General features: G+C 48.0%; 1 pseudogene. It reads left to right on the forward strand.

The features are described 5' to 3' along the window. Nucleotides 1-521 (forward strand): annotated as a pseudogene (locus tag RM553_RS19615) (hypothetical protein); the annotation flags it as partial.

Here is a 521-nt window from a genome sequence, read left to right on the forward strand (position 1 = left end):
ATGATGGCGATGAAGTAGATAACGGTTCCGATCCATTAGATCCTTGTGATCCAGATGCAACTGCCGGGCCGTGTGACCAGGATGAGGATGGGCTGACCAATGACGAAGAAGCTGAGCTTGGCACCGATCCCACTAATCCTGATACCGATGATGATGGTATTAATGATGGTGATGAAGTCGGTAATGGTTCTGATCCCTTAAATCCTTGCGATCCAGATCCAACCGCCGGACCTTGTGATCAGGATGAGGATGGGCTCACCAATGATGAAGAAGTTGATCTTGGCACTGATCCTACAATTCCTGATACCGATGATGATGGTATTGGTGATGGCGATGAAGTAGATAATGGTTCTGATCCACTTGATCCCTGTGATCCAGATGCAACTGCCGGGCCTTGTGATCAGGATGATGATGGGCTGACCAATGACGAAGAAGTTGATCTTGGCACTGATCCTACCATTCCTGATACAGACGGTGATGGTATTAGTGATGGCGATGAAGTCGGTAATGGTTCTGATCCT

Origin of the sequence: Autumnicola tepida (assembly GCF_031846485.1) — a bacterium.
GTDB lineage: Bacteria > Bacteroidota > Bacteroidia > Flavobacteriales > Flavobacteriaceae > Autumnicola > Autumnicola tepida.